30 protein-coding genes are annotated in these 24,891 nt (G+C 48.8%); 8 read left to right on the top strand and 22 right to left on the bottom strand.

Annotated elements, in window-relative coordinates; genetic code table 11:
- Positions 1-49 precede the first annotated feature (49 nt).
- From efp to C0977_RS02305, 7 genes are all read right to left on the bottom strand, one after another.
- Positions 50-607 carry an elongation factor P gene (gene efp / locus C0977_RS02275; RefSeq protein WP_023054559.1) on the bottom strand — a complete coding sequence of 186 codons (558 nt, stop codon included), beginning with the start codon at positions 605-607 and terminating at the stop codon, positions 50-52.
- A gap of 12 nt (positions 608-619) precedes the next feature.
- The gene (locus C0977_RS02280) at positions 620-1,687 is read right to left on the bottom strand and encodes a M24 family metallopeptidase (RefSeq protein ID WP_101912274.1); all 1,068 of its coding nucleotides are present in this window, start codon (positions 1,685-1,687) and stop codon (positions 620-622) included.
- Positions 1,688-1,837: 150 nt separating this feature from the next.
- Positions 1,838-2,548, bottom strand: coding sequence for a pseudouridine synthase (locus C0977_RS02285; protein ID WP_234987541.1), 711 nt, complete (start codon positions 2,546-2,548; stop codon positions 1,838-1,840).
- The gene (gene cobC / locus C0977_RS02290) at positions 2,545-3,198 is read right to left on the bottom strand and encodes an alpha-ribazole phosphatase (protein ID WP_023054546.1); all 654 of its coding nucleotides are present in this window, start codon (positions 3,196-3,198) and stop codon (positions 2,545-2,547) included. Before cobC ends, C0977_RS02285 begins: the two co-directional genes overlap by 4 nt.
- A gap of 69 nt (positions 3,199-3,267) precedes the next feature.
- A complete protein-coding gene (cobS, locus tag C0977_RS02295) occupies positions 3,268-3,993 on the bottom strand; it encodes an adenosylcobinamide-GDP ribazoletransferase (RefSeq protein WP_101912275.1) in 726 nt (241 codons plus the stop codon).
- Positions 3,990-4,562, bottom strand: a complete 573-nt coding sequence (gene cobU / locus C0977_RS02300) for a bifunctional adenosylcobinamide kinase/adenosylcobinamide-phosphate guanylyltransferase (protein WP_101912276.1) — start codon at positions 4,560-4,562, stop codon at positions 3,990-3,992. The genes cobS and cobU overlap by 4 nt, the downstream gene beginning before the upstream one ends.
- Before the next feature lie 73 nt (positions 4,563-4,635).
- Complete coding sequence (locus C0977_RS02305; protein WP_036243318.1) at positions 4,636-5,127, bottom strand: MogA/MoaB family molybdenum cofactor biosynthesis protein; 492 nt, start codon at positions 5,125-5,127, stop codon at positions 4,636-4,638.
- 281 nt (positions 5,128-5,408) lie between these two features.
- Between C0977_RS02305 and C0977_RS02310 the strand changes: the two genes are divergently transcribed.
- Complete coding sequence (locus C0977_RS02310) at positions 5,409-6,383, top strand: exonuclease domain-containing protein (protein ID WP_101912342.1); 975 nt, start codon at positions 5,409-5,411, stop codon at positions 6,381-6,383.
- A 130-nt stretch (positions 6,384-6,513) separates the two neighbouring features.
- Here C0977_RS02310 and C0977_RS02315 read toward each other — a convergent pair whose 3' ends face one another.
- The 10 genes from C0977_RS02315 to C0977_RS02360 form a co-directional block, all read right to left on the bottom strand.
- Positions 6,514-7,182 (bottom strand): NAD(P)H-dependent oxidoreductase, encoded by a 669-nt coding sequence (locus C0977_RS02315; protein ID WP_023054553.1) that lies wholly within the window; start codon positions 7,180-7,182, stop codon positions 6,514-6,516.
- Positions 7,183-7,202: 20 nt separating this feature from the next.
- Positions 7,203-8,027 carry a hypothetical protein gene (locus tag C0977_RS02320; RefSeq protein WP_101912277.1) on the bottom strand — a complete coding sequence of 275 codons (825 nt, stop codon included), beginning with the start codon at positions 8,025-8,027 and terminating at the stop codon, positions 7,203-7,205.
- A 131-nt stretch (positions 8,028-8,158) separates the two neighbouring features.
- Positions 8,159-8,710: a phosphoribosyltransferase family protein gene (locus C0977_RS02325; RefSeq protein ID WP_101912343.1), complete on the bottom strand. Its 552-nt coding sequence runs from the start codon at positions 8,708-8,710 to the stop codon at positions 8,159-8,161.
- A gap of 159 nt (positions 8,711-8,869) precedes the next feature.
- Positions 8,870-9,598, bottom strand: coding sequence for a DNA/RNA non-specific endonuclease (locus C0977_RS02330; protein WP_101912278.1), 729 nt, complete (start codon positions 9,596-9,598; stop codon positions 8,870-8,872).
- On the bottom strand, positions 9,595-10,002 hold the full coding sequence (locus C0977_RS02335) for a hypothetical protein (protein WP_023054578.1): 408 nt from the start codon (positions 10,000-10,002) through the stop codon (positions 9,595-9,597). The genes C0977_RS02330 and C0977_RS02335 overlap by 4 nt, the downstream gene beginning before the upstream one ends.
- Positions 10,003-10,107: 105 nt before the next feature.
- The gene (locus C0977_RS02340) at positions 10,108-10,821 is read right to left on the bottom strand and encodes a WG repeat-containing protein (protein WP_101912344.1); all 714 of its coding nucleotides are present in this window, start codon (positions 10,819-10,821) and stop codon (positions 10,108-10,110) included.
- Positions 10,746-11,633 (bottom strand): WG repeat-containing protein, encoded by an 888-nt coding sequence (locus C0977_RS02345; protein ID WP_159459014.1) that lies wholly within the window; start codon positions 11,631-11,633, stop codon positions 10,746-10,748. The genes C0977_RS02340 and C0977_RS02345 overlap by 76 nt, the downstream gene beginning before the upstream one ends.
- Positions 11,634-11,795: 162 nt before the next feature.
- Entirely contained in the window at positions 11,796-12,230 is a 435-nt protein-coding gene (locus tag C0977_RS02350; RefSeq protein ID WP_036243299.1) for a hypothetical protein, read from the bottom strand.
- 158 nt (positions 12,231-12,388) lie between these two features.
- Positions 12,389-12,739, bottom strand: coding sequence for an MGMT family protein (locus tag C0977_RS02355; protein WP_234987542.1), 351 nt, complete (start codon positions 12,737-12,739; stop codon positions 12,389-12,391).
- Between the two features lie 51 nt (positions 12,740-12,790).
- The gene (locus C0977_RS02360; protein WP_145995058.1) at positions 12,791-12,961 is read right to left on the bottom strand and encodes a GNAT family N-acetyltransferase; all 171 of its coding nucleotides are present in this window, start codon (positions 12,959-12,961) and stop codon (positions 12,791-12,793) included.
- Here C0977_RS02360 and C0977_RS10745 point away from each other — a divergent pair.
- The gene (locus C0977_RS10745) at positions 12,951-13,397 is read left to right on the top strand and encodes a hypothetical protein (RefSeq protein ID WP_145995059.1); all 447 of its coding nucleotides are present in this window, start codon (positions 12,951-12,953) and stop codon (positions 13,395-13,397) included. The two genes, C0977_RS02360 and C0977_RS10745, sit on opposite strands and share 11 nt — an antisense overlap.
- A gap of 278 nt (positions 13,398-13,675) precedes the next feature.
- Here C0977_RS10745 and C0977_RS10815 read toward each other — a convergent pair whose 3' ends face one another.
- The 3 genes from C0977_RS10815 to C0977_RS02370 form a co-directional block, all read right to left on the bottom strand.
- Positions 13,676-13,816: a hypothetical protein gene (locus C0977_RS10815; protein WP_159459015.1), complete on the bottom strand. Its 141-nt coding sequence runs from the start codon at positions 13,814-13,816 to the stop codon at positions 13,676-13,678.
- A gap of 33 nt (positions 13,817-13,849) precedes the next feature.
- Complete coding sequence (locus tag C0977_RS02365; RefSeq protein WP_234987543.1) at positions 13,850-14,647, bottom strand: enoyl-CoA hydratase/isomerase family protein; 798 nt, start codon at positions 14,645-14,647, stop codon at positions 13,850-13,852.
- A gap of 230 nt (positions 14,648-14,877) precedes the next feature.
- Positions 14,878-15,153: a DUF1294 domain-containing protein gene (locus C0977_RS02370; RefSeq protein ID WP_023054555.1), complete on the bottom strand. Its 276-nt coding sequence runs from the start codon at positions 15,151-15,153 to the stop codon at positions 14,878-14,880.
- Positions 15,154-15,502: 349 nt separating this feature from the next.
- Here C0977_RS02370 and cbiM point away from each other — a divergent pair, with 349 nt between their 5' ends.
- The 3 genes from cbiM to C0977_RS02385 are packed head-to-tail and all read left to right on the top strand — an operon-like array spanning position 15,503 to position 17,980.
- Entirely contained in the window at positions 15,503-16,510 is a 1,008-nt protein-coding gene (gene cbiM, locus C0977_RS02375; protein WP_101912282.1) for a cobalt transporter CbiM, read from the top strand.
- 13 nt (positions 16,511-16,523) lie between these two features.
- Positions 16,524-17,330: an energy-coupling factor transporter transmembrane component T gene (locus tag C0977_RS02380; RefSeq protein ID WP_101912283.1), complete on the top strand. Its 807-nt coding sequence runs from the start codon at positions 16,524-16,526 to the stop codon at positions 17,328-17,330.
- A complete protein-coding gene (locus tag C0977_RS02385) occupies positions 17,327-17,980 on the top strand; it encodes an energy-coupling factor ABC transporter ATP-binding protein (protein ID WP_101912284.1) in 654 nt (217 codons plus the stop codon). The genes C0977_RS02380 and C0977_RS02385 overlap by 4 nt, the downstream gene beginning before the upstream one ends.
- A gap of 676 nt (positions 17,981-18,656) precedes the next feature.
- On the opposite strand, the gene C0977_RS02390 is transcribed toward C0977_RS02385, so the two are convergent.
- The gene (locus C0977_RS02390; RefSeq protein WP_101912285.1) at positions 18,657-19,610 is read right to left on the bottom strand and encodes a LysR family transcriptional regulator; all 954 of its coding nucleotides are present in this window, start codon (positions 19,608-19,610) and stop codon (positions 18,657-18,659) included.
- 187 nt (positions 19,611-19,797) lie between these two features.
- Here C0977_RS02390 and C0977_RS02395 point away from each other — a divergent pair, with 187 nt between their 5' ends.
- The 3 genes from C0977_RS02395 to C0977_RS02405 are packed head-to-tail and all read left to right on the top strand — an operon-like array spanning position 19,798 to position 23,145.
- Positions 19,798-20,790, top strand: a complete 993-nt coding sequence (locus tag C0977_RS02395) for a 4-hydroxy-2-oxovalerate aldolase (RefSeq protein ID WP_101912286.1) — start codon at positions 19,798-19,800, stop codon at positions 20,788-20,790.
- 30 nt (positions 20,791-20,820) lie between these two features.
- Positions 20,821-22,167: an MFS transporter gene (locus C0977_RS02400; RefSeq protein ID WP_101912287.1), complete on the top strand. Its 1,347-nt coding sequence runs from the start codon at positions 20,821-20,823 to the stop codon at positions 22,165-22,167.
- 30 nt (positions 22,168-22,197) lie between these two features.
- Positions 22,198-23,145: a phosphoglycerate dehydrogenase gene (locus C0977_RS02405; protein WP_101912288.1), complete on the top strand. Its 948-nt coding sequence runs from the start codon at positions 22,198-22,200 to the stop codon at positions 23,143-23,145.
- A 159-nt stretch (positions 23,146-23,304) separates the two neighbouring features.
- On the opposite strand, the gene guaA is transcribed toward C0977_RS02405, so the two are convergent.
- Positions 23,305-24,840 (bottom strand): glutamine-hydrolyzing GMP synthase, encoded by a 1,536-nt coding sequence (gene guaA, locus C0977_RS02410; protein ID WP_101912289.1) that lies wholly within the window; start codon positions 24,838-24,840, stop codon positions 23,305-23,307.
- Between the last annotated feature and the right edge of the window lie 51 nt (positions 24,841-24,891).

A 24,891-nucleotide genomic window follows, 5' to 3' on the forward strand; every position in this document is an offset into this window, starting at 1 on the left:
TTCACAAAAAGCGATGAGCATCTCATCGCTTTTCGGTACTGCTTATACGTTATGCACGGCCCATGTACTGACCGGTTCTCGTGTCTATCTGGAGCACTTCCCCTTCATTGATGAAAAGCGGAACCTTGACGACATACCCCGTTTCCAATTTGGCCGGTTTACTGCCGCCCGTCGCCGTATCGCCGCGAACACCGGGATCCGTTTCGACGACCTTGAGTTCGACCGATGCCGGCAGGTCGATGCCGATGACCTTACCTTTGAACATCATGACCGAAACGGTCATTTCTTCTTTTAAGAAATTGATCGTATCGCCGATGCTGCCCTTATCCAATTCGATCTGTTCATACGTTTCGTTATCCATGAAGCAGTACATGCCTTCATTTTCATAGAGGTACTGCATCTGACGACGGTCAACGTGGCCGTCCTGTACTTTTTCGCCGGCATTCCACGTACGTTCAACGACGGCGCTCGTTTCCAGATTTTTGATTTTGGCCCGAACGAAGGCTGCGCCCTTACCCGGCTTTACATGCTGGAATTCGACAACCTGCCATACTTGACCGTCAATCTCAATCGTTACACCCGGTCTGAAATCATTACTTGTAATCATCTTTTCGTCCTCCTAAACCAATTCTATCAATTTTTTTGGGGTTTTCGTTACTATTTCACAGCCTTGAGCCGTTACGACAACGGAGTCCTCAATGCGGACGCCGTATTTACCTTCTATGTACAGCCCCGGTTCGACCGTGACTATCATATTCTCTTCCAGCGTTCCTTGTGATCGCGGGGACAAAACAGGCTGTTCATGGACTTCCAAGCCCGTCCCGTGTCCTAAGGAATGCGTAAAATAGGCGGCTACGCCGCGTTCTTCAAAATACTGCCGCACGGCAGCGTCGACGTCGCGGCAGACGGCCCCTGCCCTGACGGCAGCCACGCCGATCTCCTGAGCCGTCAAAACGGTTTCGTAAAACGCCCTCTGTTCTTCGCTGGCCCTGCCGACGACGACGGTGCGCGTCATGTCCGAATGGTAGCCGTCCCAAACGGCGCCGAAATCAAAAGTGACGAAATCGCCGTTTTCAATGACTTTAGGACTTGCCGCACCGTGCGGCAATGCCGAACGCCGGCCGGAAGCCACGATCGTCACAAACGACTTTCCTTCCGAGCCGAGCAATAACATGCGGCTTTCCAGCTCGGCAGCCAATGCCTTTTCCGTTACGCCCGCCTTGATATACGGCAAAAGCTCGGCAAACGCCTTGTCGGCAATGGTGCAGGCTTTACGGGTCGCCGTTAATTCATGCGACTCCTTTACGGCGCGCAGCAAGGCCGTATCGACGCCTTCCCAAGTAAGTTCGCCGAGTTCGTTGACGGCTTCATAAAACGAATGCGTAAGAAAATCCGTTTCATAAGCCAGAATCGCGACATGAGCCGTACGGATCGTTTCCGCCACAGCCGCGGCAAGACTGCCTTCATGGTTTTTGACCGCATACCAGGCGCCGCTCTCGCCGGCAGCCTGTTCCGTATACCGGGAATCCGTCCAGAGAACGGCCGTATCCGCCGTTACGACAAGAGCTCCTTCACCGCCTGTAAAACCGCTGAAATACCGGAGGTTTTCCGGCTTTCGCAACAAGATGCCCTTAACGCTCCGTTCTCGCAGAAACGCACGTAATCGTATCAATCTTTTTTCAATCACATTTATCACCTGGAATTATTAAATCATTATTCATAATACCACAGAACCGGTCGTTTGAATAGCTTTTCCATTCAATTCATGACAATAGCCGCTCCTGCGGAACAAGCAGAAGCGGCAAGATACGAATCAAACGATTACTGCCGGCAGCGTTTAGCCGAAAGGCAGTTCCCTTTCTTCCTGCTGCAGGGACCGAAATGTCCCCGGCGCTAAGGATTCATCCAGCACCAACGCCCCGACGGACAACCGGTGCAAACGTTCCACAGTGAGACCGACAGCGGCGCACATCCGCTTTACCTGATGATATTTCCCTTCACAAACGGAAACGAGCAGTGTCTCCCCGCCTTTCCGCTCAGCCCGTGCCGGCAGACAACGGAGTCCGTCGGCCAAAACGACGCCGCTGTGAAAACGATCGTCAATATCGGCAGGAATTACGCCGGACACGACAGCCTCATACGTTTTAACGACGGCGCACTTCGGTGAAATGATCCGATGTGCCCACTGTCCGTCATCGGTAATCAGAAGCAACCCTGTCGTATCCTTGTCGAGCCGGCCTACCGGAAAAAGTCCGAGCCGACGCAAATCGGCAGGAAATAAATCGAGCACCGTCTCAGCAGTCGGATCTGCCGTCGCCGAAAGGAGTCCGGCCGGCTTATGGAGCATAAAATAATGAAATTCTTCATATACTGCCGGCACGCCGTCGACAGTGACCGCGGCGGCCATGTCGACTTTGACTGCGCTGTCACGGCAAAGAGCGCCGTCCACTCGGACATGCCCGCCTTTGCAAAGTTCCTTTACCTCGCGCCGCGTACCGAAACCGCTGTGCCCGAGCAATTTGTCGAGGCGCATCAATCGTTTGCTCACAAGCTGTCCATATCCTCCCACTGTGCCTGATAACCGGTCATTCCTTCCAGGTGGTTCGTGCAATTCATCAGCGTCATCACGTTCTTTTCTCCGTAATATTCGATAATGTTAAAAGCCGTATTATACTGTTGGAAACACCAAATACGCGTCAGATCCAATCCGAGCAGATCAAAGAGGATACAACGGATCGTAGCGCCGTGCGCAGCGATCAGCACGGCATCGCCGTCATGATGGCCGGCCAACAATTCACGCGTCTTTTTGCCGGCTCGTTCTTTTACTTGAGCAAAGGATTCGCCGCCATGAGCAGGCATCGTCCCGTTGGAATCATAGAACGCCTCAATCTCCCCGGGCCATTGCTCCGTAATTTCTTTATACGTATGACCTTCCCAGAGGCCAAAATTGATTTCCATCAGTTCTTTATGCGTTTCCACAGGCAAACCGTGCGGCGCGGCAACGATTTCCGCCGTCTTTTTTGCCCGTGACAGCGTACTGCTGTAAACCGCTGCAAAGGGCACATCTTTTAAAAATTCGCTCAAGCAGTTCGCCTGTTCGATACCGCGACGGTTCAGCGGCATATCCGTCGAACCCTGATACCACTGTTGCGCGTTTCCGTCTGTTTCACCATGACGAGCGAGGTAAAGTTTTATCATCCTTGCTGTCCTCCTTAAAACTTGAGTTATACATACATACCTGATTATATACTATGACCGTCGGAATAACTAGGCTGCCGCGGCGAGCAAAAGTAATAATTCCGTAAACTCCAGAACAGCGCCGTACGTATCGCCTGTCGTGCCGCCCAGAAGGCGAACCAGTTGCCGATTGGCCAACAGGGAGATCAATACGGCGCCGCCGAGGTAGAGCAGGTGTGCGGGACCGACGAAAACGATGGGAAGCAACGCCGGAATCAGCGCTCTGACCAGCGGATAGGACGGTCCGTACAAAGCAAAGGTCCGACCCAATCCCGTCTCTCTGGCATAAGGGAAACAAAAGATACTGACCAACGTGCCGTACCGTGCCGCCGTCGGAACGCTGAGCAACACATAGGGCAGCGTGGCCGGCGCAATCGTATTGATGGAAACAAGCTTAAAGGCGGCCAGAAAGAAAAAGGCTATAACCCCGTTCGCGCCGACACGGCTGTCCTTCATGATTACCAACATCCGTTCCCGGCTGCGTCCGGAAAAAATGCCGTCTGCCGTATCCATATATCCGTCGGCGTGAAGCCCGCCGGTAAGCCAGAACCAGGCGGCCGTGACTAGGAGCGATAAGAGCAGGCCGGAAAAAACGTAACCGAGAGCATGATACAGCAGACAGAGAACGGCGCCAAGCAGCGTCCCGACCAAGGGGAACCAAACGACGGAACGGCCGAAATCGGCATCGGACCATGTTGTTTGCTTCACCACCGTAAGCCGTGACAAGAATTGAAGTGCCATAAAAAATGACTTCATCGCTCCGCCTCCGGCAACAGAACCTGACGACTCTTGATCTCCAGCGTGATACCGGCAACGGAAAGATAGACTGCGTCGGCGGCTGCCGCGACACGTTGATTCATCAGGCCGGACAGGTCACGGTAAAAACGACTCAATTTTTCCATCGGCACGATGCCGCCGCCTACTTCATTCGTCACGAAGATGACGGTTTTACCGGAAGCAGCCGCAGCGGCCAAAAGAGAGTCGACTTCAGCCAGTGCCCGTTCTGCAGCCATATCTTCCGGCAGTGACCGATGGAAAAACAGCCAATTCGACAAGTAAACGGTCAGGCAGTCGATGAGCGCCGCATCTACGGCGGTCAGGATCTGCGGCAGTCGTTCCGCCAGTCGCTGCGGCACCTCGAAGGTCCGCCACGATTGCGGCCGCCGTTCCTGATGCCGCTTGATCCGCCGCCCCATTTCCGCGTCATCATTCACGGCTGTAGCGATATATCCTTTGGTGCCGTCACACAGGGCCAACAGTCTCTCGGCAAAATTACTTTTACCGCTGCGTGCACCGCCGGTAACCAAAATCAATCTCTTTTCCATATATTGCTCCTCTCACCGTTCCGCACAATGCGGACAGAGAAACAGCAGGTCCTACTGCACCTGCTGTTTCTCCCTATTTATTGATTTCATCCTTCAAATGATTCATTTCCGGAATAATGATCTTTTCCATGCCGAGCTTAATAATATTCGGTTGACCAGGCAGGCAGAAGGTCAGACATTGATGAATGACGCCGGCTGCCGACCGATACGCCAACGCCTGTACGCCGCAGGCGCGGCGATACGCAAAAAGCGCCAGCATGCCGCTGAATTCGGGAATCTCCTTATCAAACATCGGCCGTACCGTTTCCAAGGTGACATCCCGCTTGGCAATCCCCGTTCCGCCGCTCGTGATGACCACGTCAACACTGCAAACCCACTCATGAATATGGCTTTCAATCGCCTCTCTGTCATCCTTGACGATAGCATAATCGACGACTTGGTGACCGGCGGCCATCAATGCCGACTGGATCATCAGCCCGTTCGTATCGTCAGAAAAGGTGCGGCTGTTGCTGATCGTCAAAATGGCCACACGCAGAGGTCTCTCTTCCGTTTGCCGTTTACTCAATACGACTCCCCCTTTTTCCGGGCCCGCACCGGCCGCGCAGCTGCACCCCGGCAAACCCAATGCCGCCTGCAGGCGGCAAAATCATTTCTTTCGCTTCCCATCTCAAACCTATCTGGTATAATAAGTATAACAAAAACGAGACTGTACTTACAGTACCCTTCATTACTTTTATGGAAATTACCGCTCTATCCCCCGAACCGCAGCTGCAAACGGCTACAGACCGCAGCGGCCGCGAGACTACTGCCGCCTTTTCTCCCGGCTTTCCAAAGGACTTGATATTCATGAATTCACTGCTCAATTTCGCCGGCGCCGCCATCGCGCTGCTCTTCATTGCCGCGGTTTTTTATTCGCTTCTGTCTACCATGAAAAAGCGCCGCAACGAAGGGAAGGCAAAAAAAGAATTGTCTACGAAACAACACGTCGTCGTAACGGATCTGCACCAATACGATATTCAGCCGAAGAACGGCTATTACCGCTACGACATTGAAGAAACGACATATGTCAAACGATTCCCCCGCCGCTTTACGGCCATCTCTCTGGAACTGGCGTCTAATCAGCCCTATTCGATCTGTCTCATCGGTTTCGCAGAATACGAAGATAACGAATTGAAGGATCAGCATTATTTCTATGTCCGTCCGCCTGAAAACGACCTGTCCATGGTCCAATGTGCCGATCTGACTTGGGAATCGCTAAGTAAAGCTGATGAATTCGGCGAATATTGGCAAGCCGGCATGAACCGCTATTTTGAAAATACGATCCTCGTCGCTCATAACGCGCCATTCGTTATGGGCTGTATTTTCCATGCACTGAAAATTTACGGCATTGAAGCTCCCGTCTGCCGCTTTATTGATACGCTGGAGATTGCCAGAAAATCCTATCATTTCACAACCAATACGCTGGAATCGATTTGCAGCGAAATGGATATTGACGTCGAACGGCATAATTCTCTCAGCGAAGCTGCCGCCATCGGGCAGTTTCTCTTGCTGTCCCATCAGGATTATCCCGTATCTCTGCCGCGCATATGCTATCTAAACGGAACACCGACGGAAACGGAAATCATGGCCGCCGCCGTCGCCGCCGTCGAACGGGAAGAAGAGACGGCGGCAGTAATGTTTGCGCCGCTGCCGTCGTCACCGGAACTGCTGCAGCGCCTTCTCGACAAGAACTATATCACTGCCGGCAAAAAGGCAGACACGTACTACGCCACCGACGAGGGGCTCGACTTCTCCGAGTCCGTCGATAAGGGCAACAAATGACTGCAACCGCCGAGCCGCCATAACCGGCTGTCGATTTAATCGGATACTGGCGAAAACACACAGAAAAAACGGAGCGTCCATCGGACGCTCCGTTTTTTATCATGATGAACTGTCTCTGTCCGCGACTCTTTCACCGAATCCATTGCACGACATCATCTTGCTGCTGGCGCGTTTTCGGACGGTGATCGCCGCTGCGATAACCGAACGAGACCATGACGGAAACGCCGAAATGTTCCCTGTCGAGAACGCCTTTTTCCGCCAACATGGCTTCAACCTTTTCCCGATCGAAGCCTTCAATCGGGCAGGCATCCACGCCGAGCAGCGCCGCCGTCATCAACATGTCCGCCAAGGCGATATATGTCTGCTTGCAAGCCCAGTCGAACATGGCCCGATCACTTTCCAACAGCTTAAAATCATTTTTCTGAAAATTTTCGAATCCCTTTCGCCTGGCTGCGCCGATATCGTCGGGAAATTGCTGAATATCCTTCATTATATGGGTAATATAGGGAGAAGCATAGTTCATATCAACAGCCTTGCGAGCTAAAATAACGACCAAATGACTGGCGCCTTCGAGACTGTTGCGGGCGCCCCAGGCAATCGGATAGAGGGCATCTTTGACATCTTGCCGTTCGATAACCAAAAAACGCCACGGCTCATAACCGAAAGAACTCGGCGAAAGGCGAGCCGCTTCCAAAATCGTGTGGAAATCAGCATCCGAGACCTGTTTATTTTTGTCATACTTCTTACAAGCAAACCGATATTGCAAAGCATCTGTAATTTTCTTTCCTATATCATTCATAGTACGATCTCCTTCCGTTTTCAGCTTACAGGCCCCATCGGCGCCTGAAGCAGCGCCAACGTCGCCGTCAGTTCTCTGATATACGCTTCGTATTGTTCAATGAGATGATACAACTCGTCTGTTTTCCGATCCTGGAGCGCCTCACTGTGCAGCAGCTCTTCCATCGTAAACGGATAGGCATTGGCCAAAGCCGCCAGTTTTTCTTTATACGCTTCGATGCGGCCATCTATCTTGGCAATGCGCCGTTCCAAAGCTGTAGCATCGCCCGCCTCCGGTTGCGCCGCAGTGAGAGACTCCTGATCGGCAAGAACCGTCAGTTCTCTGAGCCGCTCCAAATCGCCCCGCTGATAAGCCTGAACGACTTGCTTCCACAAAGAACGGATCGCTTCCGTATCGCTGAAACGAACGGCGGGATGGACCGCCTTGACTGCCTGCCGATAAAGGCGCTGCAAGTCCCGATCCTGTTCTTCACTCAGCCAGGGCGCCGCCAGATACGTTGCGGCCTCTTCCTGCTTGGCCGCCATTTCGACAAGCTTATCCCGATACCCTTTCAGCGACAGCGCCAAAGCTTTGGCAATTTCCGTCTTGTCAGGCTTTTCGCCTTTGCCGACGTACTGCTTGGACAATTCGATTTCTTTTTTGATTCCTTCCGAAATGACATACAAACCGAAAACTTTCTGTTCCAGCTTGCCGATTGTACGGAGATAGCGTGCCTCCAAATAAGGACCGTCATGAAAACGGCGCGTATCGTATTGCTGAATGACGGCAGCCAATTCGGCAACTTTTTCCTTATTCCTGTTTTTAAGCTGTTCTATCACTTCTGCCGAACCGTTCATCATCTTCATCTCACTCTACCTAGCAGGCTTGAAAAACAACGTCTTTTCTTTGCCCTTCTATAGTATACCATAATTCTCCATTTAAGGATACAAAAAAAGAATCTCCCCGGCGTACAAGGAAGATTCTTTTTGCCCATTGCTTATTCCGCGTCAAAAAGAGGCAGCTTTTCCAAATAAATGATATCCTGCCGCATCGCCGCGTCGCCCTCCGCCAGGATCGCCGCTTTGCCGATGATCTCGGCTCCGGCTTTTTCGGCCAATTCGGCCAGCGCTCTCATCGACCCGCCTGTGCTGATGACATCGTCAAGGAGAAGAGTTTTCTTGTTGCGGATCAAGGCAATATCCGTATCCATCAGACAGAGCATCTGTTTCCCCTGCGTCGTAATCGATTCGTCTTCCACAATTAACGGATTTTCCATATAGGCCTTAACCGATTTGCGGGCAATGACATACCGCTTCATACCGAGGATACGCGCCATTTCGGCAGCCAACGGAATCCCCTTCGTTTCCGCCGTCATCAGTACTTCCGTATCGGCAGGAATCTTTTTTACCATCTCTTTCGCCGTATTTTCCACGATTTCCGTATCGCCGAGAATCACGAATCCGGCGATCGCCAATTTGTCCGTCACGTTCAAAATGGGCAACTGCCGTGTGCAGCCTGCCACATGGAGCTCATAATATCGCTTTGCCAAGAGAAACACCTCGTCAATAATGAATTGGAATCGCTGCAAGCCGTCCCGTCTTCCCGTACCGGCAGGATTTTCTTCCATTATACAGAACCAGTCGGAAAAAGTACACTCTCGCCGGTATTTTTTAAAGAATGCCGCGCCGTCGTTCTGCCGTTGCCGCAATTATTGCTGACGGCTTTTGCCGGTCTGATAATCGATTTCAATGCCCGGCTGGTTGTTATAGACAAACACATTAAAGCAAATGCCTTCCCCCTTGTCTTCGACCGAATAGGCTTCCATCTGTACGCCGCCGGCCACGAGGTTATTGCCGGCAAAGATCGGCGTCACCCGGTAAAGGACGTGGTGCTTCGTTTCCTTCACATAGTCGGCCACCATATTCTCAAAAGGCAGCATGCCCGTCACATTGAGGTATCTTGTACCGGTAATCAGATTTTTCGGATTGGCGTTCTCCGCCGCCAATTGATAGCCAATGAGATGACAGCGATTGTATAAGTATTTGCCATCGACGGAATCATACTTGACAGTCTGCCAGCCCGACGGTTTGACATTGCCGATGGCGCCGCGCTTTTCCGTCGGCATGATATCGATGCCGATATTGGCGTAAGCCGGACCGCATCGACCCAAACTGTCCAAGTCGCTGTACCGTTCAAAGGAAGTCGCCGTTATATCGGTCTGCGGAAAAGACGGCTGATTGCCGTTGAGTACGACGTAAGGCTTGCCGGCAAAAGCCGGTATGTCCGCCAAGTTGACAACGGCAGCAGTAGTAACGGCGGTCTCCTTGCTCGGTGACGTACTATGCTGCGCAGCCGCGTTGTCGCCCTGAGTGCCGCAGCCGACCAGCAGTAAGACCGCCATAAGCAGCAACACGACGCCTTGTAACCGTTTTTTCATCGAACATACACCTCTTCCGTAATCTTTTCATGCGACGAGCCGGCAAAATCAACGACAGATATACGTTTCCACGGACTCGCCAACGCTAAATCAAAAAACACATCGCCGGGATAGGCACGATTCCAGTGAAATAACATCACCTTTTCGATCTTTTCCGCGTAAGGCTGCAGCGCCTGATCTTCAACAAAACAATACTCTGCCGGCCCTGCTTGCTGCAAAAAATCTTCCGCTATTTGCAGCTGCGCTTGCTGCGCCGCGTCAAACTGCGCAGCCGAATAGGCGTTGAGCCAAAGACGGCCGGACGCTTTTGTCAACAAATGCTGCCGCAGCACACTGTCCTGACTTTGCCGGCGTCCGTTAAAAAGCAGTCCCAATGCCGTATCAACGGCAGCCATAACGATCATCGTAAACGCTCCCTTCCCTCTTTTTCTGCTGTAAGCATACCACGTTCCCGGCCGGCCTTAAAAAGCACATTACCGACCAGAAAGCTGCCGATAATGTGCGTATCATTAAACTAAATCCAAATCGTCATACTGCGGCTGAACCAGCCAACGGCCTTGGCCGTCCACGACGCCCCAAAGCTTGCCGACTTGGACGGGACTTACGCCGTTGCGGAAATTCTTCACCTTCGTAATCGTTCCTGCCGGAGCCGTAAAGAGAACCTGTCCGTTTTGGTCGATAATCGCATAATTTTTCTTTTCATCGAAACGCCACGTCCGATTTTCTACGCCGAAGGGCATGACCGTTATCCCTTTCGCTACTGTATTGACGCTTTCGCCCGTCGTTTCATCGACAAGATATCGCGTTTCCCCTCGCTGCAAGAGCATCCGTTCGGAGCCCAAAAATGTGATCGCATCGTAGGCGAAAGGCGCGACTTGGGCGCCGTCGACCATACTGAAGACGCCGTATTTTCCGTTGCCCTTGTCTTTCAGCGAAACGAGCCCGCCCAAGTCATCGAGTGTTCCCTGATCGATGACATAATCAGCCGGCCCGATGAGAGCTTGTCCCTGTCGATTGACAAAGGAAAGCTTGCCCTTATTTTTGACAAAGGTGCCGAAGGCTGTCATCGGATAGACTTCGTCGAGTTTGCTGTCGATGACGATATGTCCCTGCCGGTCGATATAACCGCGTTTGACGCCATCATAGGTCAGGCCGCCATAGAGGCCGGGATCGTAGCCTGATTGAAAGAACTGCCAATGACGACTCCCAACAGCGAGCCCCAATTAAAGCCTTGTACGTGCCGTCTGTATTCGGCCAAGCCGTTATCAAAAGCATACAGTTCATCGTACGGCGCAACAAAGACTTCCGCCCCGCTGCGATCGATGGCGACTTTCTTGCCTGCTTGATTCTTAACGAAGGCCAAGCCTTCACTGAAGCCCGTATATACCTCTTTATACGCCGGTGCAATGACGACGTTGCCGCTGCGGTCTAAAAAGCCGTATTTCCCTTTATCTTTGAAAGGCAGCAAGACATCGGCTTCATCGCTTGGCGCCGTTGTCGCTGTCACTGTCGCCGTCTCGGGTAGAGGTCGCCCCTGTTTATCGACAAACGTCCAGTCCTTCTTTTCCTTTGCCAAAAAGATGCCGCCTTGATCATAGGCCAATTCTTTATACTGCGGCACAATCAATGTCTGCCCGTTCGTGCCGATAAGGCCCCACTTTCCTTTAACCTTGACTCTGGCTAAGACGCCGTCTTTGTAATTGCGGTCATACTCCTGGCGGATCTTTTCCGGCAGGGAAGACGCTGCGTAAGGAATTTGATGCAGTTTCATCTGCGGCAAGTAGGGCGCAGTGAGTTTGCCGGCTTCTTGACTGACCCGTTCCTCGCCGATCGTCTTCGTCATCGACACCGTCGACTGCACCGCGCTGTCCTGACGCTTATACGAAGTCGTTTCGGACGACACCGTCTGTGAGGACACTTCATGATGTTCATGACTATACAGATCGGCCGGTTCTGCCGCCTGCACACCTGAGTACGCGACAGCGCCGAACAGGCTGAGGGCTACTGCCAGCGATAGATATCGTTTGGTTTTCATTCCCAAATACCTCTTTCTCATTCATTTTCATTGATTGCCATTGATAAGCAATGAATATAATTTTATTATATCAATAAATCGGGAAAACGCATAGAAAAAAGCATTCTTCATGAACTCATGAAGAATGCTTTTGCGTGCATACACCAGATCAGCCTTCTGTCCTTACAGCTTGATATCGATAATGGCGGAGACGCCGACGCCTTGAATGCGGCTGGCTCCGGACGGATTGACGTTGTCGACGGGAACCAGTCCTTTGACTCTGGCAATGCCGTTAAAGCTGGCTTCCAGCTGGGCCACGGCCTTGACCTGATCGACCTCTTCCGTCGGCCCCGTCACCTGCGCCGCGCCGACATAGCCGCTGGTGCCGATACTGACAATAGGCACGACTTTTGTGGCATACGTCGTACTCAGATTGTTTTGCCGCAACAGATTATTCAAAAACGTATTGATCTGTGAACCATATTTATCTACAACAAAAGATATACCGCCGAGCTTCAGCAGACTGCCGAGACTGAAAGCCTGTGACGTCATGACCGATCCGGCAGAAAAACTGCACACCGATAAAGCAACTGCAGCTACAATCAATTTCTTTTTCATCATGAACACCTCCCGTATTCTCGTAATGACGATATTATTATACCAAAAAAAGCGGTTGTCCGTCTCATCGTTTGCGCACGTTGAAAAGAAATTGTGCGAAAACGCACTTGATACCGCAGTTTTTATCACAAAACGCGAACAAAACCGTAACCAAACCGTTACAACTCCGTCCACAAGACGGCCTGCAGATCGACGCAGCCGTTACCCTTGAAAGGCACGCCTTCCGCGGCTAACAGCTGCCGCTGACCGGACCACGTAGGCGCGAGGCGTCCGGCGTGATTGACGACGCGATGACAGGGATAGGCTCCGTAAAAGGCGCTCCGGCTCAGGACTTTACCGACCAAACGGGCATTGTGCTCCCTGCCGATGAGACGGGCAATCTGCCCGTATGTCGCCACCTTTCCCGGCGGAATCTCGGCAACGACGGCTAATATCTCATAAACAAGGTCATCAGTAAGCACTGTTTCCTTCTTTTTTCCCATGTCGAAAGCTGCCGCATATCGCCGCATTCTTCGTTTCACCTGTCCTTTCAAACACTGCAATACCTGCCGCTCCGCCACTTACGGCAGCTGACCGAAACGGACCGGCTGCTGCGGCACATCGGGAGAGCCGATTTCTTTGTCCATCCAAATCATATCATACCAGTGATCAAGCTTGTAAGCGCAGCGATGAAATCTGCCGTCCTGCACAAAACCGGGATGAGCAGGGAGCTGCATACTGTTGCGTGTCAACCAGGCATCCGCTTCCACCGGCTATGTAAAGCAGGCATACAGATTCCGTATCCCCATAGACTGCAGTCTGTCTGCAAGCGCCGTATACAGAAAACGGGCAAGCCCACTTTCTGCCGGGACCGATCCAGATAGCTGCGCACTGCACAGAACCAATCGTAAGCCGCCCGACCGGCAAAAGGACTGGCGCAGGCATAACCGTCATCCTATCGCCGCAGCCCAGGACGAGATAAGGATATCGCCACGGTGTCTGCGCAATCCGCCGCTCGAACTCCGCTTCTCTCAGCACATCGTATTCGAAGGTGATCGCCGTTCGCTCCATATAACAGGTATCGCCCGTATAGCCGCCGCATCTGCCGCCGGCGCCGTTCTGATATACGGTTCCGTTGCCATGTTCTGCTTCTCTCTGTATATGCTCCCGCCATCTCCCGTCTTTTAAGTGGCCAATTGATCATCGTTCCCTTTGCCGCTCCCGTGTTTGCAGGAACACATCGCGTGCTGTCTCTGCCGGCAGCGATTACAGCGCGCAGCAAGGGGCGCTTCCTTCTTAAGCTACAATAAAAAACAAGGCGACGCAACGGTATCGGTAACGCCTGTATCGCAGTTCCCGCCACTGGCCTGAAAGGGAAAACGATTGCGGCACCGTATCCGTCACTTAAAACAGGGCATACCGCCAACGGTACGCCCTGTTTGCTCATCCTGTCTGAAACGGCAAGACTACATCATACTGCCGTCCGTATCGGGAACGAAGAAATCCGCTGCCGGGCAGAAACGACTGTCTTCGACAATATACTTCGGAACCGATTCGCGCAGTACCAATCCGTCCGAGGTAATAGCAACGCAACGCCGCTCCGGCATGATATCGATTACCCACGCCTTACCGACTTCAGCCTATTTTCCGGTGAACTGCGCCTGTCTCTTTTCCATAAAAGCTTTACAGCCCTCTTGGAAATCCAGAGAAGCGGCGCACTCACGCTGCGTCGGCACCTCCGTTTCGTCGAGCCACTGCTGATAATCGGCATATACCGCCGCATAGATCTGTTTCTTGATGTTCTTGTACGCGATTAACGGTCCTGCGGCGATCTTGGCGGCGAATTTCATCGTTTCCCCATCCAATTCGGCAACAGATGTCACCTTGCAGGCCAATCCCAAATCTCTGGCTTCTTCCGCCCCTACCGGCCGCCCCGTAGCGGCCAGTTCCATCGTCCGGGACGCGCCGATCATCTTGGACAGCAAGTAGGTCGCCCCCGTATCGGGAACCAGCCCCAAATTGACAAAAGCGAGAATAAACTTGGCATTATCGGCGCAAATCAGGAAGTCACCGCCGAGGGCCAGGCTCACGCCGGCACCGGCAGCCGCACCGCTGACAGAAGTAATAACGATCTTGCTCATCCGTTTCATCCAGTCGGCCACATCGCCAACCTTACTGATCAGCCCGTCCATATTAACTTCGCCGCCGGCCTGTATGAGCTGGTAAAAATAGCCGATGTCACCGCCGGCGGAAAAAGCCTTTTCCTGACCTTTCAGCACAACCGCTCCGACTTGCGGATCACGCTCTGCCGCTTCAAGCGCAGACATGAGTTCTGCAGCCATTTGTTCGTCAATGGCATTGAGATTTTTCATGTAATTCATCGTAATAACGGCAACGCCCCGATCCACCGAATAAACGAGTTTCTGCAATTCCATCATGATCCCTCCCAAGCATATCCGCACAAAAATCACTGTATTTGTATATTTTCAGTATAAAACAAATCTTTTTCTGTGACAACGGGAATATATCCATTGCATTATTTTTATATTGCATCATCATCTATTTTTATCTGTCACTCAACCGCCTGTCGGTACCTGTTCGCAACATTTTAATCGGTCCCCGATTTCGAAAGCTGCGTTACCGACCCCAAATCCGTCCCAGCGTCATTTTACAGATAAAGGAACAGCACGACAAGCGCACCGTGTACCATCAGCAAAAACGGAACGCCGTATGCGAACGTGAAGTGCCGTGTCTTGTGGCGGAACAGGTTCATCGCCAGGAGCGCCCCGACACTGCCGCCAAGTGCCGCCGTCCCTAAAAGCAAGAACTCCGACAAACGCCAGCGATGCCGTACGGCGCAGTACTTGTCCCAACCGTAAAGGCAGAAAGTTAGAATATTAATAGCCATAAAGCCATATATAAAGAATCTACTCATATCCATCATTCCCATGCTCCCATTTACCTGATCATACGGCACATTTCTTATCTGCCTGCCTTTTTATCATTATAATCCCGCCGTTGTCTTGATTCAACAGGATGGAAATGACGTTACTACAGCTCCTCATCCGAAAGCCTTTCTCTCCCCTGTCTTCTGTCGGTAATTCCCGCGCTTTTATCTGCCTCTTCATTGACTGCGTTCGACTGGTAACGAAAACGATCTCACCGGTATAAAAAGAAGCGCTGTGAAAACGCGCCGCAAGGTCTATCCCATATCCCCCCTATGGGCTTAAATTTATCTGTCGTTTCCAGTACAATTAAGTGTAAGTTTATTTTGCAAGAAAAGAGGCTGAACCATGCATATTCCGGAAAACTATCTAAGCCCTTCCACCTGTGGTATCTTTGACGCGTTGATGGTCCCTGTCTGGCTCATTTCCGTCAGAAAGGTACGCGAAGACATTCCTCGTGAAAAACTGCCGCTTTTGGGCATTGCTGCAGCCCTCTCCTTCCTGAGTATGATGATCAACATTCCTCTGCCGGGCGGTACGACGGGACACGCCGTAGGCGGCACATTGATTGCTATTCTCTTCGGCCCTTACGCAGCCTGCCTCGCCATCAGCATTGCGCTGTTCATACAGGCCTTATTCTTCGGTGACGGAGGCATACTGGCTTTCGGAGCAAATTGCTTTAATATGGCCTTCATTTTACCTTTCATCGGTTATTTTACCTATGACAAGTTAAAAAAGAAAATTCCCGCCGGCCTTGCCGCATCTATCGCCGCCTATATCGGGATCAATGCCGCAGCCTTATTGGCCGCTGTGGAATTCGGCATCCAGCCGCTGCTGTTTACAGACGGAGCCGGACAAGCCCTTTATTGCCCATACCCTCTCCAAATCTCCGTCCCGGCGATGATGCTCGGACATCTGACTCTTTTCGGTTTAGCCGAGGCCATATTTACAACGGCTGTCCTATCTTACATCCGCAAAACTTCACCAAATCTGTTCACGCTGAATGGCCCGAGCCGTTCCGACAAATCCGTGTTGGCTCTTCTGGGAGCGCTGATCCTGGCTACGCCCTTAGGACTGCTGTCCGCCGGTACGGCCTGGGGCGAATGGGCTCCTGAAGAATTGGCCGACACGACATACTTTGGCACGGCCTTGGGCTATACGCCGTCAGGTATGGAAAACGGTTTTTCCTTTACTTCCTTCCTGCCCGATTACACCGTTGCCGGTCTCCCCGACGAACTCGGTTATATGCTGTCCGCCGTAATTGGGACAGCGCTGCTCATGATTATCTTTAAACTCGTCCCTACTTTTATGCCGCCGCGCGCCCATGCCAAGACGACGGTTCACCGCGACAGCTGAGGAGGTCATGACCGTGGAACTTCCAACATGGGTCAAGCGCGAAGAATCTTATAATCCCGGTACAGACCGGGATTATTTTATTTCCCGTTCCCTCTTGCGACTGTTTTCTGTCCTCGCCTCCCTGCGCAACCAAGGCTGTCGCCGCACCAACCCGCCCAACGCCGTCATCGCCCTTATTTTCACCTTCACCCTCAGCATCCTTATCGTCTCATCCAGAACACCGCTCTTCCTGTGGGGCGTCCTTGCCGGCGAACTCGTCTGTCTCTGCTCTTTGCCGGGCAACGTTCTGCGTGACCATCTTCGCACAGCGCTGGCGACGGCCGTCATCTCCGCCCTGATCGTCGCGCCTGCCCTGTTTCTCGGCAACGGCCGGTACGTACTGCTCTTGCCGTATAAAACGTTTCTCACCGTTACGCTGCTTTTGACCTTGCGGGAATACACCCCCTGGAACAAGCTGACCGCCGCCCTGCAGGCCTTCCACCTCCCTGTACTGGTCATTTTCATCTTTGATACGACATTGCGCTTCATCGCCTTATTAGGTGACCAGGCCGCCACCCTCCTGACAGCGCTGAAACTTCGCTCTGTCGGTCATAACCCGGCCAAGCTGCCGGCACTGGGCGGAGTGATGGGCGTCGTACTGCAAAAGTCTGCCGGCCTGTCGCAAGACACGTACGATGCCATGCGTTGCCGCTGCTTTACCGGCACGTATCTGCACGGCAAGGAAAAACGAACGAGCCCGGGCTGGCGAGACCTCATCCTACTCCTTTCGCTATCAGGCTATCTCTATTTATTTATCCGCACCGAAGGAGTGCTGCTATGATTAACCTCGACGATATCTGCTTTGCCTACGACGAAACACCGCTCCTGGCACACGTAACCGCTACGATCGAGCAAGGGACGGCAACGCTCCTTACCGGCCCCAACGGCTTAGGGAAATCAACACTGCTCCGTATCCTGAACGGAATCATCTTCCCGCAACACGGAACCTACACCTTTGAAGGAACGATGATCACGGCGGCAAAAATGAGCGAACATCGCTATTCCAAATGGTTTCACCAACGCCTCGGCTATGTCTGGCAAAATCCCGATTCGCAACTGTTTTGCAGCACAGTCCGCGAAGAACTGGCCTTCGGCCCGATGCAGATGGGTCTGCCTTATGAAAAAGTAAAACAACGAGTAGACGACGCCATAGAACTCCTGGGCCTGACAAAACTAACGGAACGAGCTCCGTATTCCCTGTCAGGCGGGGAAAAAAAGCGGACGGCCATCGCCGCAATCCTCACCATGAATCCGTCTGTCTGGATCTTCGATGAACCGGAAAGCCATCTCGACAAACAAGGACTGGCATGGCTCGAAGAATTTCTGCCGAATCTGAAAAAGGCAGGTAAAACCCTCATTATCGCCACACACCACGAACACCTCATCCAACCAATAATCAATCAAACAATCGATCTGGAAAAAACAACCTGACCTGCCCACGGGAACAGTTGGGATATGTTAGGATTAGGGACGGCGCTCAAAATTAGGAACTTTGACCTTAGCGAAACACCAGCTTCATAGAAAACAAAAAACTTGGGCAAAGAACAGCCGCAAGGAAATCCAAAAAACGCCAAGACTCTCATGGAAATAGTGTGGTGCACATGGCGGATCAAAGCGCTCTGGCCGGCGTATATTGAGCCGGACGGACATGAGGGCGGCGTAAACGAGTAGCTTAAAGCGATGTACCATCATAACGCTGCCGGAAGCGACAGATGAACATACGACCGGTACGATACGTATAGGTGGCCCTGGGCACACCATAGAGTCAACATAGACAAAAAGGGCTAACCGAAAGCGGCTAGCCTGTGTTAACCCGTTCATGAGAGAAGCGCCTTTGTAGGGAGAGATGAACACGTAAATCATAACACAAAGAAGACTCTTTTTTTACTACTGGCATAACATATGTATGGTTATCCTACGAATTTTATATGGAGAATTTCATCATAATACTATTAAGCTATCTAATATAATCGTTTGTATGCTGTTATTTTATGTTATATGCTCAGCCATAAAAAGCTATTCCCGAATCTTACTGTCAAAAGTTTGAGAGAATAGCTCATTTTTATTTATAAATTGATATTCAGCACTATAATTACATATACATTTATCATAAATAATCTTTATCAAATACATATTCTAATTGATTCTCTGTATAAAATCTTCTTACCATCTCTAACATATTTTTTTCTTGTTCTCGTATGTAATGAAGAATTCTCCATTGAAATAAGACTATCTCTCTCCGTTTGCGTTTATATAATGACGGATCATATATCATAAATAATTCCCTAGCTGGTGTTTCTACCGCTAAAGCTGATATAACAATGCCTTGTTGTTTCCTTAAATTAAGACAAATGCTATATGGAGCAAAAAACCAAGAATCTTCATCTAATAAATCCAATGCAATTTTTGCCGTATCTACCGCAAATTTAGGTTTAATGTATGATGGGAAATAACGTGAATGCCAGTGTCGATACGTTGATCCCCAATTAATATATATTTGCTTATCTCCATCCAAATCACCTGGCATAAGCACCTTTTTTGATGCAATAGGCTTTCGACTAATTACCATCAATTTTTCAGAATGAACTTTTTTTATTGTAATTTGTTTATGCGAAATATGACTCAAAGGAAATCCCACATCCACCGTGTTCAACGCGACTTGTTCATATAACTCTTCCGTATGCATTGTCTTTATCGTTAATCTCCAATCTAATGGATCATTTTTGAGTTTATTATAAAACCCACTAAATAAATAATTATTTACACTATTGACAGTTCCAATAGATAATTCTATTACTTGTGGCCTATAACAAAAATCTTCCAGCTCAGAATTCAAATTGAACCAATTTTGCGCTAATGGTAAAAAGTTTTGTCCCGCCAAAGTAAGCTCAGCTCTTTTAATCCCCTTGTTCCTTATTACTAATATAGCGCCTACTTTATCTTCTAAAATTTTTAGGCGATGGCTCACAGTTTCCTGCGACACATATAAAAGGTTTGCGGCTTTACTAATATTTTTAACTTTGGAAACAGTGAGGAATGTTTCTATTAAATCTTTATTCATTATAATCCCCCCTATTTATCTAAGCTATCACTTATATGAGCATATGTAAATATTAATATAATAAATATTTACATATGCTCATTATTTATTTTTATTTTATTTGCAGTTATATTATGCTTTATTCACAAGGCAATTATCTTGTTCTTGCATTTTACTATGTGTTATTTCTACGAAAGGATGTTTTCAAATGAAAATTATGGATTGTACACTCCGTGATGGTGCTAATGTAGTCGGCGCTGGATTTTCTATCTCGATGACAAAATTAATAATCGAAGGATTATTGAACAGTCATATCACAACCATTGAAATGGGGCATTGCACTGGACTCGGTAGTATGCAGAACGGTGGAAAAATTGCCCCTGTCTCAGATGAAGAGTATCTCGACGCAATTGCTCCTTACGTCAGAAAAGGTCATATTGGAATGTTCCAATCAGCCAAAAATGCTAACGAAAAGTTGATTCATAAAACCGCAGAAAAAGGGTTAAGTTTTTTACGTATTGGTGCAAATGCCGGTGACGGAGATACTGCTATCCAGGCAATAAAAATGGTTCGTAATGCTGGACTTGAGGCAAAATATAGCTTAATGAAAGCATATATTCTTACTCCTGATCAATTGATGGAAGAAGCAAAATTACTTGAATCTGTCGGTGTACAGGCTATTACTATTATGGACTCTGCTGGATATATGTTTCCTGATCAAGTATCCGAATATACTAAAAAGTTAAAAAATACAGTCTCTATTCCCGTTGGGTTCCATGGCCATAGCAATTTGGGAATGGCCATGGCTAATGCACTCGCAGCCACTACTGCAGGAGCAGATTTCATTGATTGTGGCCTCATGGGAATGGCTCGTAGTGCCGGTAATATTACAACAGAAGGAATGTTAGCCCTACTTCAACGACAAGGTTCCAATACGAAATATGAATTTTATAATTTGCTTCATTTCATTGATAACGAACTAATGCCAGCTATGCTAAAAGAAGGATACCATAATCCAATCGCTCCTTTGGATCTTATCCTTGGCTACTCTGGATGTCATTCTAGTTTTATCGCTCTTTATAAAGAAGTGGCTAAGAAAAAGAAAGTGGACCTATACAAGTTAATTGTAGAAGTATCAAAAATCAATCAAAAAAATCCTTCGCTAGAATTAATAGAGCTCACAGCTAATCAAATTAAATAATCTAAAAATCTTCTCAAGGGGGGCCTTTCTATGAATAAAAAAAAGACGCACTATCGTTGGTTTGTTCTGGCAATGATTTTCTGTATTTACGCGGTAGCTGGTGCTGACCGCTCCAATATAGGCATGGTAGTTCCTTACATGAAAGAGAGCTTTTCATTAAGTAATACAGATATAGGCGCTATGGCTAGTTTTTTCTATTTAGCTTACGCAATTGTACAAATTCCTGCAGGACATTTATATAGTAAAAAAGGAATACGCGGATTCTACTCCATTTCTATATTATTGACTTCTATTGCTACTTTTATTATGGGTATTGCTGACTCTGCAATGCATCTCAAAGGAGCTCGAACATTGCTAGGTCTTGCAGAAGGTCCTATCAATATTGGTTCAATTACCACAATCAATAAGTGGTTTCCTACACAAGAAAAAGGGATGGCAACTGGCATTTACTTGTCTTCCATCAAGTTTGCTCCTGCTTTTGTCCCGCCTCTTTGTGCCTGGATTATTTTAAGCTTTGGTTGGCGCACTGTATTTTATGCATTTGCTATTCCTGGTATATTCTTAGCTGTACTTTGGTATATTTTAATCAGAGATAATCCACGTAATAGTCAATATACTAATGAAGCCGAAGTATATTATATAGAACACCCAACAATTACCCTTAATAATGTTAAGAACAAATCAGCAACTACTATAAAGAATCCCGATGGAGCTATTGATAAAATTATTCGAACAAAACTTATAGAACCCTTAAGTACAAATTCGGAAATATTAAGATCTTGGAGTATATGGGCTGATGCTGCTGGATATTTTTTCTTGGTTGCAATCACATACACTATTATGACTTGGATTCCTACTTACCTGGCACAAGTAAAGCAATTTACAATTATTAAAGTCGGATTAGTTGCATCTGCCCCTTGGGTTGGTGCTGTTTTAGGCAATATAATTGGCGGTACTCTTTCAGACAAGTTATTTCATAGTCGCCGTAAACCAGTTATGTTGATTACAGCAATTAGCACAGTTTTCTTAATGTATTCTTTAAAATTTGCTCCTGATGACATGACGATCCTTGGCATTTTATTACTGCTTGCTGGGATATTTTTAAATCTTGGTTACTCAATGTTTCTAGCTTATCCAATGGGGATTGCTACAAAAGAAAAAGTATCATTTGCTGCTTCTATTGTAAATACAGCAGGATCATTAGGAGGCGCTTTCGGCCCATTTGCAGTAGGATTAATTTTAGATTCTTTTGGTTGGGATAGCGTCTTTCCATTTCTAGCAAGCATGTCCGCAATTGTATTTATTTTATTGCTAACAATGATTGAACCTCTCCAAAAAACACCCTCTACGGAAGATACAATTGAAAAACATCATTAAATTGCCCACAAAAAGGAGGCTTTACAGGCTATGAAGACATATATTTTCGATCCAATATCCCCCGACGCATTAAGCTATGCAAAAGAAAATTTGGATGTCATCACTTGGGATGATCCCAGAATAAACGATATAAAAGAAGCTGAAGCATGCATAGTAAGAACTTATAAAATTAGTAAAGAACTAATTGACAGCATGCCCCATCTCCGTATTATTGCCAAACATGGTGTCGGCACAGATAATATTGATATTCCCTATGCTAAAAGCAAAAAAATTGTAATTACCAATACCCCAGTCGCAAATTCGAATTCTGTTGCTGAACAGACAATTGCCTTAATACTAGATTGTGCTCGTAAAATTACTTGGTCTCATAATTGCAACGAAAAAGGATTAGAACGTAATCAGCCGATGTTTCTCAAAGGCTATGAAATAACAGGTAAACGTCTAGGCTTAATTGGTATTGGACATATTGGTTATCTTGTCGGTACTAGGCTAAAAGCCGGCTTTAACATGGATATTCTAGCTTACGATCCATTTATTTCAAAAGAAAAATGTAATGACATGGGATTTCAGTATGAAAGAGATTTAAATACACTTATACAAACTTGTGACATAATATCAATATCAGTCCCATTAAATGACTCCACTAAAAATATGATCAGCAACAAGGAACTATCTTTAATGTCCACTTCAACCATTTTAATAAATACGTCTCGCGGTGGAATTGTAAACGAAGAGGATCTCTATGAAGCTTTACAAAATCATCAAATCTTAGGTGCTGGTTTTGATGCTTTTATCGAAGAACCATTACCTGCTCATCATAAACTATTTACTTGTCCTAATTTTGTAGGCACGCCCCATAATGGTGCTAATACTTATGAAGCACTTACTAGGATGGGGAAAGGAGCCGTTGGTGAAATCATTCGCTTCGAAAAAGGGGTACCTACCTTAACAAACATCGGATTCAATAATCTGCCATAAAACAATTAGTATACTCAAATTTACATTCGAGAGCTTAATCTCAATTTTATCTCTCGTACCTATTATCACTTTCATTAGATTAAGTTACCCACAATAACATAAGATGCCCTGTATTACTATAAACAAATACAGGGCGCATCTTATGTTATTATTTTTTAATTATTCCCACTCAATCGTCGAAGGCGGTTTACTGGTTATGTCATAAACAATGCGGTTAATGTGCGATACTTCGTTAACGATACGGCCGGAGATGGTGTCGAGGACGTCATAAGGGATGCGAGCCCAGTCGGCGGTCATGAAGTCTGTCGTCGTGACGCCGCGCAGGGCCAAGGTATAGTCGTAGGTACGGAAGTCGCCCATGACGCCAACGGAGCGGTTATTAGTGAGAACGGCAAAGTACTGGTTGATGGAGCGATCCAATCGGGCCTTGGCGATTTCTTCGCGGAAGATGGCGTCGGCATCACGGAGAATGGCGAGTTTTTCCGAAGTAATTTCCCCCATGACGCGAATGGCGAGGCCAGGCCCCGGAAACGGCTGCCGCCAGACGAGATAGTCCGGCAAGCCGAGTTCGGCGCCAAGTTCGCGCACTTCATCTTTAAAAAGGTTGCGCAGCGGTTCGATGAGACCTTTAAAATCAACGACTGCCGGCAGGCCGCCGACGTTATGGTGACTTTTGATAACGGCGGCATCGCCGGTGCCCGACTCGATGACGTCGGGATAGATCGTCCCTTGGGCCAGAAAGTCAACGGCGCCGATTTTACGGCCTTCATCCTCAAAGACGCGGATAAATTCTTCGCCAATAATTTTTCGTTTCTGTTCCGGATCGGTAATGCCCTTCAGTTTGCCGAGAAAGCGCGCCGACGCATCGACGCGGATAAAGTTCATGCCCGAATGCCGGAAAGCGGCTTCCACTTCGTCGCCTTCATTTTTGCGCATTAGACCGTGATCGACAAAGATACAGGTCAGTTGACTGCCGACGGCTTTAGAAATCAGCGCTGCCGCCACGGAACTGTCGACACCGCCGGAGAGCGCGAGAACGACTTTACCGTCACCGACCGTTTCACGGACATTGGCAACAGCGGCCTTGGCATAATTGGCCATCGTCCACTTGCCGCTGCAGCCGCAAACTTCGGTAAGGAAGTTACGTAGCATCTCCTTGCCATGTTCCGTATGCAGGACTTCCGGATGATATTGCATGGCATAGAGCCGCCGTTCCGTATGTTGCATGGCCGCAACCGGACAGTTTGCTGTATGCGCGATAATTTCAAATCCCGCCGGAATGGATGCAACGTAATCTGTATGGCTCATCCAGACGATCTCTTCAGCAGACAATCCCTTGAACAAAGGCGATGCCGTATCGACAGCTGTCGGCGTCTTGCCGAATTCGCGCAATTCCGCCTGCTCTACCACGCCCCCCAGGGTCTGTGCCATAAATTGCATGCCATAACAGAGGCCGAGAACGGGAATCCCCAAATTAAATACTTCTTCACTGATTTTCGGCGCCTTTTCTTCATAGACACTGGCCGGGCCGCCGGTAAAAATAATGCCTTGGGGCTGCAATTCCTTAATCTTATTTACAGCCTTCCCATAAGGATATACTTCGCAGTACACGTGATTTTCTCTGACGCGCCGCGCAATCAGCTGATTGTATTGGCCGCCGAAATCAACAACGATAATAAGTTCTTCGCCCTTCATTGCAAGCCTCCTCTTTACATCTCTCAAACGATATTTCATTATACCATGAAA

The sequence above is a fragment of the Megasphaera vaginalis (ex Bordigoni et al. 2020) genome (genome assembly GCF_900240295.1).
GTDB lineage: Bacteria > Bacillota > Negativicutes > Veillonellales > Megasphaeraceae > Megasphaera > Megasphaera vaginalis.

Coding starts and splice junctions, on each gene's coding strand:
- efp (WP_023054559.1), bottom strand. CDS start 607: ATGATTACAAGTAATGATTTCAGACCGGGTGTAACGATTGAGATTGAC.
- cobC (WP_023054546.1), bottom strand. CDS start 3,198: ATGATAAAACTTTACCTCGCTCGTCATGGTGAAACAGACGGAAACGCG.
- cobS (WP_101912275.1), bottom strand. CDS start 3,993: ATGAAGTCATTTTTTATGGCACTTCAATTCTTGTCACGGCTTACGGTG.
- cobU (WP_101912276.1), bottom strand. CDS start 4,562: ATGGAAAAGAGATTGATTTTGGTTACCGGCGGTGCACGCAGCGGTAAA.
- C0977_RS02310 (WP_101912342.1), top strand. CDS start 5,409: ATGAATTCACTGCTCAATTTCGCCGGCGCCGCCATCGCGCTGCTCTTC.
- C0977_RS02315 (WP_023054553.1), bottom strand. CDS start 7,182: ATGAATGATATAGGAAAGAAAATTACAGATGCTTTGCAATATCGGTTT.
- C0977_RS02320 (WP_101912277.1), bottom strand. CDS start 8,027: ATGAAGATGATGAACGGTTCGGCAGAAGTGATAGAACAGCTTAAAAAC.
- C0977_RS02330 (WP_101912278.1), bottom strand. CDS start 9,598: ATGAAAAAACGGTTACAAGGCGTCGTGTTGCTGCTTATGGCGGTCTTA.
- C0977_RS02335 (WP_023054578.1), bottom strand. CDS start 10,002: ATGATCGTTATGGCTGCCGTTGATACGGCATTGGGACTGCTTTTTAAC.
- C0977_RS02345 (WP_159459014.1), bottom strand. CDS start 11,633: ATGAAAACCAAACGATATCTATCGCTGGCAGTAGCCCTCAGCCTGTTC.
- C0977_RS02350 (WP_036243299.1), bottom strand. CDS start 12,230: ATGAAAAAGAAATTGATTGTAGCTGCAGTTGCTTTATCGGTGTGCAGT.
- C0977_RS02355 (WP_234987542.1), bottom strand. CDS start 12,739: ATGCGGCGATATGCGGCAGCTTTCGACATGGGAAAAAAGAAGGAAACA.
- C0977_RS10815 (WP_159459015.1), bottom strand. CDS start 13,816: ATGCCGGAGCGGCGTTGCGTTGCTATTACCTCGGACGGATTGGTACTG.
- C0977_RS02365 (WP_234987543.1), bottom strand. CDS start 14,647: ATGATGGAATTGCAGAAACTCGTTTATTCGGTGGATCGGGGCGTTGCC.
- C0977_RS02370 (WP_023054555.1), bottom strand. CDS start 15,153: ATGATGGATATGAGTAGATTCTTTATATATGGCTTTATGGCTATTAAT.
- cbiM (WP_101912282.1), top strand. CDS start 15,503: ATGCATATTCCGGAAAACTATCTAAGCCCTTCCACCTGTGGTATCTTT.
- C0977_RS02385 (WP_101912284.1), top strand. CDS start 17,327: ATGATTAACCTCGACGATATCTGCTTTGCCTACGACGAAACACCGCTC.
- C0977_RS02390 (WP_101912285.1), bottom strand. CDS start 19,610: ATGAATAAAGATTTAATAGAAACATTCCTCACTGTTTCCAAAGTTAAA.
- C0977_RS02395 (WP_101912286.1), top strand. CDS start 19,798: ATGAAAATTATGGATTGTACACTCCGTGATGGTGCTAATGTAGTCGGC.
- C0977_RS02400 (WP_101912287.1), top strand. CDS start 20,821: ATGAATAAAAAAAAGACGCACTATCGTTGGTTTGTTCTGGCAATGATT.
- C0977_RS02405 (WP_101912288.1), top strand. CDS start 22,198: ATGAAGACATATATTTTCGATCCAATATCCCCCGACGCATTAAGCTAT.
- guaA (WP_101912289.1), bottom strand. CDS start 24,840: ATGAAGGGCGAAGAACTTATTATCGTTGTTGATTTCGGCGGCCAATAC.